This window comes from Sphingobium jiangsuense (assembly GCF_014196495.1).
Taxonomy (GTDB): domain Bacteria; phylum Pseudomonadota; class Alphaproteobacteria; order Sphingomonadales; family Sphingomonadaceae; genus Sphingobium; species Sphingobium jiangsuense.
On sequence record NZ_JACIDT010000040.1, the window covers coordinates 1 to 9,728 of the forward strand.

Sequence of the window (9,728 nt, forward strand, 5' to 3'; positions counted from 1 at the left end):
CCCTGGAAATGGCGCCACTTGAAATCCGTCATCGTTCCGTCCGTCCAATCTCCGCCAAGCATGCTCAAGCTTCACGATTTTTGCAACAGAGCCCGGCCCCCTATACCTCGGAGAAGCTGCATGAGTCTGTTTGACAAGCTGCGGGGGCGGCGAGCTGCGGAAAGCGCCCCGGTTGATCCCAACCCCTACCTGAACGCGCGGCGGCAATGGAATGAGCATGTGGGCGGCATCGCTGCCTCGCGGCGCTTGTGGCAGACTATGGCAATCCTTTCGATGCTGATCGTCCTCGCCGCTGTCGGCGGCATCATAGCGATTGGCAGTCAGTCGAAATTCATCCCTTACGTGGTCCGCGTGGACTCGCTGGGGGACGCGATAGCGACCCAGCGGGCCGATGTGGCTTCGCCGGTCGATGCGCGCGTGGTGCAAGCGCAAGTCGGCTCCTTCATCCAGTCGGCCCGCATGGTGACGGCTGACGTTGAACTCCAAAAGCAAGCCATTTTCCGGGTCTATGGGATGCTCGCGCCGAACGATCCGGCGTTGGCAAAGATGACCGACTATCTCAACGGCAATCCCGACAATACGCCTTTCGCCCGCGCGGCGCGGGAAACCGTGTCGGTCGAAATCGCCTCGGTAATTCAGCAAACCAAGACCTCTTGGCAGGTCGATTGGACCGAGACGGAGCGCGATCGGCAAGGCCAGCCTATCCAGCCTCCGGCGAAAATGCGCGCGCTCGTCACGATCCGCGTTGCGCCGCCCAGCTCGGCCACCACGGAGGAACAAATTAAGCAAAACCCCTTGGGCGTGTTCGTCCAAGATTTCTCTTGGTCGCGCACACTCTGATGGGAGGGACAATCAACATGAAGAAGATCGCCTATTTCGCCGCCGCCCTCGCGGCGCTGCCTTCGATCGCGTCCGCGCAGGACGGCCCGCCGCTTCCCGACGACATGCCGCCCGCGAACGCGCCCATGCCTGCCGGTGGAGGGGCGCAAGTAGATCCCAATGCCTATATCAGCCCGCGCAATCCGAACCTGACGCGCACCCAGCGCGAGGGTCTGTCGATCGCGCGGCGCTGGCAGGCGGAAAGCGCCGAAGGCATCAAGCCGGTGCCGGGCACCGAAGGCGCGGTATTGTTCGCCTTCGGCACCTCCGAACCCTCCGTGGTCTGTGCTGTGCTGCAAATCTGCGATGTGCAGTTGCAGCCGGGCGAGAACATCAATTCGGTCAACGTGGGCGATAGCGCCCGCTGGCTGATCGAACCGGCCGTTTCCAATTCCGGGCCGAACGAAACCCAGCATCTTATCATCAAGCCGCTCGATGCGAACTTGAATACAACGCTGATCGTGACGACCGATCGCCGCACCTACCATATCCGGTTGGTGTCGCACCGGACGCAATTCATGTCGCGGGTGGCGTTCACCTATCCCGATGAAGCGCAAGCCAAATGGGCCGCTTTCCGCGCTCGATCGGACACGGCGCGCGCCGAAAACACGATGGCGGTGCCCGATGGCGCGCGCGGGACGGGCAGGGGAGGGAGCGAATATCTCTCCAATCTCGATTTCCACTATAGCGTTGACGGCCGCGCACGCTGGAAGCCCGTCCGGGTTTACAATGATGGCGTCAAAACCATCATCGAAATGCCGCACGCGATGGAGCAGACGGAAGCGCCATCGCTGCTGATCGTCCGGGCCGGGGGCAGCGTCTCCAAGGCGGCTGATACCTCCATCGTCAATTACCGGCTCCAAGATGGCCGCTACATTGTCGATCAGATTTTTGACCAAGCGGTCCTCATCTCCGGTGTCGGCAAGCGCCAAGAGCGCGTCACCATCACAAGGGGGGGCTGATCGTGCGCGGTGCGATTTTTGTATCAGTGGCTTTCCTGCTTACGAGCTGCGCGGGCGTTTCGCACCGGGACAGCTTCGCCGTTCCGGCTCCTCCCGATCAGGCCCAAGCCCTCGTTGACGATTCCGTGGCGGAGCTGGTGAAACTCTACCCGCCTGCGATTAGCCGGGTGCTGATCCCGACTACCGGGGGCGGGGCCTATGGTGACGGCTTGCGCTCCTCGATGCGCCAAGCAGGCTATGCGGTGATTGAGGCGGGCAAGGGCGTGAAGCCCGATCCTGCGGCCACGCCGTTGCGCTATTACGTCGATCAGCCAATTGCCGATTCCTACCGCGTGACGCTGCGGGTCGGCGCGCAAACTTTCTCCCGCATCTATGGCGTGGATGAAAAGGGTATCTACCCGTCTGCCGGGTGGGCGCTCGATCTGACCGGCGCAACGCCGGAGCTGATCGAACGGGCGAACCGGCCCGTAGCGCCTGCCGCACCTCCTCCCGTTCCGTCGCCCGTCGCCAGCACGCAACCCGGCTTCGGCGGCAATGGAACAGAGGCCGGAACGTGGTCTGTCAGCCTGACGGGCTTCTCCTCCGAAAGCGCAGCACGCGCCTATTGGCGCGCGACGGCGCGCCTTCGCCCTTCGTGGGCGAGCGTGACGCCGCGCTTTGTCCAAAACGGACGCTCTCACGGCATCCAATTCGGACAGTTTCAATCCAGCGCGACGGCGCGCGCCAAGTGCAAGGGCATCCGTGCCGCGCGCTGTGGCGTCGTCAAGGCCGGGTAAGGGGATAGGTTTATGTCTGATGCTGATAGCATGTCGCCGGAAGCCTCGCCGGGCGGTGCAGCGGACGGGAACAGCGGGCGCTTGGTGACGGGAGTTCGCAGGGTCAATAATGCGCCGCTGCTGATCGTCCTCGGCATTGTGGCGCTGTTCATCGCCATCGTGGTGTCGATTATGATTGATCGCTCCTCGGACAATGCAGCGACCAAGGTTCAACCGGCTGTCGGTCAAAGCTCGGCCGATGTTGCGAACAAGGTTGCGGGGACCGCTCCAAGCGGTGCTGCGGAAGTCATGGCGAACGCGCCCCCGCTGCCGCCTGCCGATGGCATCCCGGTCGCGCCGGTCGATCCCAATGCGCCGCCAACCGTCACCGCCTCGCCAGCGCAACCCAACGGCCCCACGGCGGCCGATCTGCGCCGGGCACGCATGGAAGCGATACGCGAAGCACGCCTTGCCCAATTTGGCAGCGCCGTGCGCTCTCCTACCGCCCTGAAATGGCAGGACGGCCGCAATGGGGCATCCTCTGGCGCTGGCGGCATGAGTGGCGGCGCTGATCCGGCAACCCAGCTCGTCGCCCTGCAACAGCAAATGGCCGCTGCAATGGCGCAGGGCCGCCAGCCCTCGGCCTCCGACATTGCCACCCTTACGGCCCTGTCAAACCAAGTGGCCGGGGGAGGAGCCGGAGCCGGGCAGGGTGCCGCCAATGCCCGCCCGCCTGCCAACTATGGCCAGTTCGCCAACAATGCGGGTGGCAATCGCTGGGCCTCGAACAGCCAAGTAGAAGCGCCCTCCCGCTACCAGCTCCGCGCGGGCTTCGTAATTCCCGGCACGCTGATCTCCGGCATCAACTCGCAAATACCGGGGCAGATTGTCGCGCAAGTTTCCCAAAACGTGTTCGATACCGCGACGGGCCGCTATCTCCTGATCCCGCAAGGCTCCCGCCTTGTCGGCGCGTATGATTCCAACCCGGTCTTTGGGCAGACGCGCGCGCTCATCGCGTGGCAACGGATCATCTTTCCTGACGGCAAGGCGATCGACCTTGGCGCTATGCCGGGGTCGGACAGCGCGGGCTATGCCGGGTTCCATGACCAAGTGAACGCGCATTGGTTCCGTATCTTCGGCTCCGCTCTGCTCATGTCTGGTGTGACCGCTGGCGTAACCCTTAGTCAGCCGCAAACCGGCCTCAACGCCAATGGCACCATGTCCGCCAGCCAAGCCCTTAGCCAAGCTCTCGGCCAGCAGCTCGGACAGACCACGGCGATGATGATTGAGCGCAATCTGAACATATCGCCCACGCTGATTATCCGGCCCGGCTTCCGCTTCAATGTGGTCGTCGTGAAAGACCTCACATTTTCAAAGCCTTACCGCTCATTCGATTATTGACGCCAGATGAAAGGGAGCAAGCAAAATGAAGTCTCGAATTTTAGCCGCTAAAATTTCTTTGGCGATCACTCTCGCGCTGGCGGCCCCGTCCGCCAATGCGCAAATCTCGGTTATCGACGTTGCGAACGTCCGCCAGACAACCGTTTCCGCGCTGCAAAACGTCGCCACGGTGGCGAAGCAAATCCAGCAGTATCAGACGCAGCTACAGCAATACCAAAATATGATTCAGAACACGGTCGGCGCGCCGGTCCAGCTCTGGCAGCAGGCTACGCAAACGATCGACAGCCTCCAAGGGCAGGTCAATCAAATCAGCTCGTTCGCTCGTCAAGCTGGCGACGTGAACACCTACATGAATCAATTCAAAAATCCGTCTTACTATCAGACCAATGCTTGCACGTTCGGGAACTGCACGGCGGCGCAGCGCGCGGCGGCTCTGTCCGCTACTCGCGCCCGCACGACAAGCCAGATGGCCGCAAATGCCGACGCTATGAACGGCATCAACAGCGCCATGACAACGCTTGCGTCTGACGGCCAGCGCCTCGACCAGTTGCAGGCCAATGCCACGGGTGCGAGCGGGCAAATGCAAGCCCTGTCCTACGCCAATCAATTTGCGGCCCAACAAGCCAGTGAGTTGCAGAAAATTCGCGGCGTCCTGCTCGCGCAAAGCGCCGCGCTGACGGCTCAATCGCAATATCAGCTCGATCGCGATGCTGCGGCAACAGAGGCATCGGCCGCAATGCGGAAAACCAAACCGACGCCGATCGGAACCTATCAGAATTAAGGAAAGCCCATGCCGAAATTGCGTCAACTTATCGCCGCGTCCTGCTGCACCGCTACACTTCTTCTCGCGGCCTGCGGCAAGTCCGAGTCCGAACCGAAAACGATGCTCTATTACTCTCAACACCTAGACGAAGCCCGCGAGAAGGTCGCCCGATGCAAATCCGGCGTCGAAACCGACGCGGAGTGCCAAGAAGCGGGCAGCGCACTAGCGCACGAAACCAAGCCGACGCCGATCGGAACCTATCAGAATTGAGGATAGCACTATGAAGGCTCTGGCTCGCCTACACCTGTCCGCCTTGGGGGTGGCGCTCACGCTCGCCGCGACTCCCGCCTATGCGCAATCGCAAGGTATGCTCGATAATGTTCTGAACAAATATAAGAGCATGGCGGCGGCGTGGGCGAGCGTCTTCACAATGCACGCGACAATTCTATTCGGCACACTAGCGGCGGTCAGCCTCATTTGGACGTTCGGGGTAATGGCGTTGCGCCGCGCCGATCTTGGCGAATTTGCTTCGGAAGCAATTCGCTTCGCCATCTTCTGCGGCTTCTTCTGGTGGCTGCTCATCAACGGCCCGGCGATCGGCTTGGCGATCATTGAAGGGCTGCGCTCGTTGGGTGCGCAGGCATCCGGCCTGCCTAACAATCTCGCGCCATCGGGTATTGTGGACATTGGTTTCGACATTTTCCGCCAAGCTGTCGAAGCGTCCAGCGTCCTAACTCCGGTCGATTCCGCTCTTTCTATCTTGGTTTCGCTGGGCATCCTGATTGTTTTGGCTCTCGTCGGCGTGAATATGCTGCTGCTGTTGGCCTCCGGCTATGTCCTCGCCTATGCCGGGGTTATCTTTTTGGGCTTCGGCGGCGCGCGGTGGACCAGCGATATTGCGCTGAACTATTTCAAAACGGTGGTCGCGGTGGGCGCGTCCCTGATGACGATGGTTCTTATCGTCGGCGTCGGCAAAACCTTCCTTGACCAATATTATGCCGCAACGGGCGAGGGTTCGTCTCTCCAAGATTTAGGGACCATGCTTGTCTTCGCGGTCGTCCTTCTGGCGCTCGTAAACAAGGTTCCCGCGATGGTCGGGGGCGTTATAAGCGGCGGCTCGATCCACGCGGCGGGCGGTATCGGAGCCTTTGGGGCAGGGGCCGCGCTGGGTGCTGCCGGGATGGCCGCTGGGGCGGCGGCCACGGGTGGGGCTATGATCGCTGCTGGCGCGATGAACGCTGCGGGTGGAGCCAGCGCGATCAAGGCCGCCTTCGCTGCCGCTGGTGGGAGCGGTGGTGAAGGCGGCCAAACCGGCATGGGAGGCGGGCAACCGCTTTCGTCGGCGGGCGACATGCCGGGAGGCGGCGATAACGGCGGCGGCGGTGGCGGTGGGGGCGGCGGCACGCCCCTTAGCGTCGCTATGGGCGGCGATGGCGGTTCCCCCCCGGCCAATGACAACAGCGGCCTTCAAGGCGGCTCGGAAGCCGCCAGCGCGGGCGGCGGCACGGCTGCAAGCGCCGCTGCGGGTAGCGAGGCGGCCGATCGTGAAGACGGCAACGGCGGCGGCGCTGCCGGTGGCTCGCCTGCGGGGGAGGGGGAGGCCAGCTCCGCCAGCTCGCAAGGTGAAGGCGCGCCCGAAAGTGGCGACACTGGCGGCACGCAACGCACCGGCCTTAGCCGTGCGGCGAAAACCGCAAGCATCCTCGGCGGCGCTGCCGCTGGTATGGCGGTGGGCGCTTTGAAAGAGCGGGTGGGAAATACGGTGGGCGGCCGACTGGCGGCCAATATCCGCGCGTCGGCCGCCTCGGCATCGTCGGGAAGTGAAACGCTCGCTCCCGCGACCGGCGCGGGCAGTCCCGCCAGCTCGTCCGATTCATCGCCACCCCCCACGGCGCAATTCGCGGGCGATACCATTTCGGCCGCCCGTGATGCGGGCGACATGGAGACGCCAGAGGATGAAGTTGCGGCCTTCGTCCAGAGAAGGGGGGACAGCTAATCATGGCCGCTGATCTGCCTCCGGTTGTCATAGAAGAACGGGTGCAATGCTCGATCGCGGCGGCGCTGCGCTATAACATTCCGGCGAACGTCATGCTGGCGGTCGCGGAACAAGAGAACGGTCGGCCCGGCGCGCGCGTCCAGAACACCAATAACACCGCCGATCTTGGCTCGATGCAGCTCAATTCCAGCTATATTCAATCGCTGGCACGCTACGGCATCCGGCCCGAATATGTGCTTGCGGCGGGGTGCTATCCCTACAACCTCGCTGCATGGCGTATCAGAAACCATATCCGGGATGACAAGGGCGACCTGTGGACGCGGGTTGCCAATTATCATTCCCGAACGCCGGTCCATAATGCCCGCTATCGGGCGCTGATTATGGCGAAAGGTGCGCGCTGGGAGGCGTGGCTTTCCTCGCGCTATAATACCTACAGCGTGAACGGCATCCCGGTAAGCGGCGGCGCTCCTGCTGCGCGATCGGCCTCGATCCCGCTCACGATCACGGCGGCCGACGCGACGGGCGGGGGCCAGCTCGCGGCGCAACCGGCGATCGTCCAGCCCCAAGGCAGCGCCGACGCCTCGGCGGGCTATGTCGCCTCGATCTTGGCCGCTGCGTTCAATGCTCGCATAACCGATACGTGGCGGGCGCTGGAAGCCAATTACGGGGCCGCCAACAGCTTTCACAAATATGGGCAGGCGGTGGATTTCGTGCCGCGTGCCGGGCTGCACACGATCACGCGCGAGCAAATCCGCGCCGTGATGGCGCAACATGGTATTCGCGTGGCGGAGCTGCTGGGGCCGGGGGACCGGGGCCATGCCGATCATTGGCATCTGGCTTTCTATACCGGCGATCAGACTCGGCCGCTCGATCGCGCTCAAATTGTCGTCGCCAGAGCGGAACGCGGGGTAGGGGGCCTAACCTCGGCGGCCGTGCAGCCGATGGCCAGCTATGAGGCTGCGCCAGCTCCACAAGCCCGCGTCATGGCGGCTCGGCCGAACGCCGCGCCTATTTCCGTTGCGGTGAATTTCCGGCGCGACATGCTGCATCCTTCGCCTACCGATCCCACGGCGGACCCGCGATTTATTCCGCGCACAATCACCGCCAGCAATTGAAGCGACGGCGCGCTAGGCGCTCAATTCGGCAAGCCGGTGTGGGCGCTGATCCCCATCCCGGCCAGCTCCTCAATGAGCCAGTCTCGAAAGTCCGAAATGGATTTCGCGCCTTCGGCCCTCAAGGCGGCAACGTCTTCCTCTTTGAAACTCCAATCGTCCTTGCCGATGTGGCGCAAGGCGCGCCAAACGCAATGCTTCTGATAGCTGTAGATCGCGCAACGGAGATACCCGCGAACGATCTTTTCCATAGCCGCATCGTCATTGCGGTGGCGATCTAGCAATGCGTCAAGGTCGGCTACGGACGGATTGGGATCAAGCATGGTCGGCCTCGATCTGTAGGGCGAGCTGGGCGAGGCGATCGGGAGCAAGCAAGTCGTCGGCCGCAAGGTCGATAGCGAAGGGTTCGCCGGGTTCGGGCGGCCGTCGATCGGCGGCGAAAGCGGCAAGATAGGGTTGCGCCGCGTCGGTTTCGATCCAGCGCCAGAAGGCAGGCCCTTGGCCGAATAGCCCGGCCTCGAACATATCGAGCCGGGCTTGCGCGAAATCATCGCACATTAGGCGAAGTGGATCACGGCCGATTCAGTGGTCCGCCCCTGCGGGCGCACGACAATATCGACCTTGCAGCCAAGCCGGGTGAGCATGGCTAGAAGCCGCTCAACCGAGACGCTGCGGAACTGGCCTCGCAGGATGCGCGACAATTCCGGTTGGGTAGATCCCGTAACCTTGGCGGCGGCGATCTGCGTCAACTTCCGCTCCTGCATGGCCTCGGCCACACGGGTAACGAGCTGGGCTTTCAAAAGGTGGGTGTCGGGGTCGGCAAAGCCTAGATCGGCAAAGACATTGCCGCTGCCTTCCTCAATGATTTCGTCCTGTGCGCTCATGCTGTGCCTCGCGGGGTCTGGTGTTGCCGGTGATGCTCCTCGGCGGATTTCAGCCGCGTTCGGATCAAATCCATATCGGCCTGCGGCGTGGCCTTGCCCTGCTTGGATTTCTTCTGGAAGGCGTGCAGGACATAGACCGCCTCCGCGAATTTGACCGTATAGACCGTGCGGAACGTATCGCCTTGGTGGTCGTCTATGATCTCGACCACGCCAGCGCCGCCAAAGCCCTTCAACGGCTTAGTGCTGGCGTGCTGCCCGCCTTGCTGCGCAAGGTGCAGGGCATAGCCCATTACGTCCTGCACATCGTCCGGGAACTCCCGAAAATCGCGCTTTGACGATGCCACCCATCGAACCGGCCGTTCCGTATCCATCGCGGCTATTATGCACAAATATACATAGCCCGCAAGCGGAAATTATGCGCGTATGTGCATATTGCCAGCTCGCTATGCCGATTGAGGCGACCGCGATCGGGGCGGCTCAATCGAGCGCCCTGCGCGACGAATGTATCAACGCCGGGGATGCAGGGCCGTAATTTTATGCTAGAGGCCCGGCGCGGCCCACGCCCCCCAATTTGTGCGGCCGTCCACTTCCGACGATGGCCCGCAAGGACTAGCCATCGTCGGAAGACCAACAAACAATCTAGCCGATGCCACGCGCCGCCCCTGTCCGGGCAGGCGAGGGCTGCTTGCCGTTGTAATAAAATTACTGCTCAATCTGGCCCTAGTTGCGCGTGCAATTTCCCTATTGTTGAGTCATCGTCCTCCCTACAGCGACCGAAAGGAGGACTAGGCTATGGTTGATTCTTCCAATATCTATCGAGAGCAACAGAAAGCGGTTGCCCTAGAGTTCATGGAAAAAGCTCTTGCGATACTCGTTGAGGTGGCTCTGTTGCAAAGATTGGCGGCAGTCAGAGGTAGGCTGTCGCTCTGCGCCGATCAGGCGGCTGCTGCGAAATGGTGGTTGAGCATGCCCATGG

At 62.4% G+C, this 9,728-nt stretch carries 12 protein-coding genes and 1 pseudogene; 9 read left to right on the forward strand and 4 right to left on the reverse strand.

The window, feature by feature from the left end; all coding sequences use genetic code 11:
* The first annotated feature begins 120 nt into the window (after window positions 1–120).
* Genes GGR43_RS22790 through GGR43_RS22825 form a run of 8 tightly spaced genes read left to right on the forward strand, consistent with a single transcriptional unit; the run spans window position 121 to window position 7,871 of the window.
* On the forward strand, window positions 121–840 hold the full coding sequence (locus GGR43_RS22790) for a VirB8/TrbF family protein (RefSeq protein ID WP_006964394.1): 720 nt from the start codon (window positions 121–123) through the stop codon (window positions 838–840).
* Window positions 841–857: 17 nt separating this feature from the next.
* Complete coding sequence (gene trbG, locus GGR43_RS22795) at window positions 858–1,841, forward strand: P-type conjugative transfer protein TrbG (RefSeq protein WP_006964392.1); 984 nt, start codon at window positions 858–860, stop codon at window positions 1,839–1,841.
* A 2-nt stretch (window positions 1,842–1,843) separates the two neighbouring features.
* A complete protein-coding gene (locus GGR43_RS22800) occupies window positions 1,844–2,617 on the forward strand; it encodes an SPOR domain-containing protein (protein WP_019053953.1) in 774 nt (257 codons plus the stop codon).
* A 12-nt stretch (window positions 2,618–2,629) separates the two neighbouring features.
* The gene (locus GGR43_RS22805; protein ID WP_026149855.1) at window positions 2,630–3,997 is read left to right on the forward strand and encodes a TrbI/VirB10 family protein; all 1,368 of its coding nucleotides are present in this window, start codon (window positions 2,630–2,632) and stop codon (window positions 3,995–3,997) included.
* 25 nt (window positions 3,998–4,022) lie between these two features.
* Window positions 4,023–4,778 (forward strand): P-type conjugative transfer protein TrbJ, encoded by a 756-nt coding sequence (trbJ, locus tag GGR43_RS22810; protein WP_022675885.1) that lies wholly within the window; start codon window positions 4,023–4,025, stop codon window positions 4,776–4,778.
* A 9-nt stretch (window positions 4,779–4,787) separates the two neighbouring features.
* Complete coding sequence (locus GGR43_RS22815; RefSeq protein ID WP_019053956.1) at window positions 4,788–5,030, forward strand: EexN family lipoprotein; 243 nt, start codon at window positions 4,788–4,790, stop codon at window positions 5,028–5,030.
* Window positions 5,031–5,040: 10 nt separating this feature from the next.
* Window positions 5,041–6,756: a P-type conjugative transfer protein TrbL gene (trbL, locus tag GGR43_RS22820; RefSeq protein ID WP_026149856.1), complete on the forward strand. Its 1,716-nt coding sequence runs from the start codon at window positions 5,041–5,043 to the stop codon at window positions 6,754–6,756.
* 2 nt (window positions 6,757–6,758) lie between these two features.
* Entirely contained in the window at window positions 6,759–7,871 is a 1,113-nt protein-coding gene (locus tag GGR43_RS22825; protein ID WP_013041568.1) for a transglycosylase SLT domain-containing protein, read from the forward strand.
* A gap of 20 nt (window positions 7,872–7,891) precedes the next feature.
* On the opposite strand, the gene GGR43_RS22830 is transcribed toward GGR43_RS22825, so the two are convergent.
* The 4 genes from GGR43_RS22830 to GGR43_RS22845 are packed head-to-tail and all read right to left on the reverse strand — an operon-like array spanning window position 7,892 to window position 9,123.
* On the reverse strand, window positions 7,892–8,191 hold the full coding sequence (locus GGR43_RS22830; RefSeq protein WP_013041567.1) for a hypothetical protein: 300 nt from the start codon (window positions 8,189–8,191) through the stop codon (window positions 7,892–7,894).
* Entirely contained in the window at window positions 8,184–8,393 is a 210-nt protein-coding gene (locus GGR43_RS22835; RefSeq protein WP_136957508.1) for a hypothetical protein, read from the reverse strand. The genes GGR43_RS22830 and GGR43_RS22835 overlap by 8 nt, the downstream gene beginning before the upstream one ends.
* A gap of 32 nt (window positions 8,394–8,425) precedes the next feature.
* Window positions 8,426–8,752: a helix-turn-helix domain-containing protein gene (locus GGR43_RS22840; RefSeq protein ID WP_006964370.1), complete on the reverse strand. Its 327-nt coding sequence runs from the start codon at window positions 8,750–8,752 to the stop codon at window positions 8,426–8,428.
* Window positions 8,749–9,123 (reverse strand): type II toxin-antitoxin system RelE/ParE family toxin, encoded by a 375-nt coding sequence (locus GGR43_RS22845; protein ID WP_013041565.1) that lies wholly within the window; start codon window positions 9,121–9,123, stop codon window positions 8,749–8,751. The genes GGR43_RS22840 and GGR43_RS22845 overlap by 4 nt, the downstream gene beginning before the upstream one ends.
* Window positions 9,124–9,544: 421 nt before the next feature.
* Here GGR43_RS22845 and GGR43_RS23430 point away from each other — a divergent pair.
* Window positions 9,545–9,728 (forward strand): annotated as a pseudogene (locus GGR43_RS23430) (hypothetical protein); the annotation flags it as partial.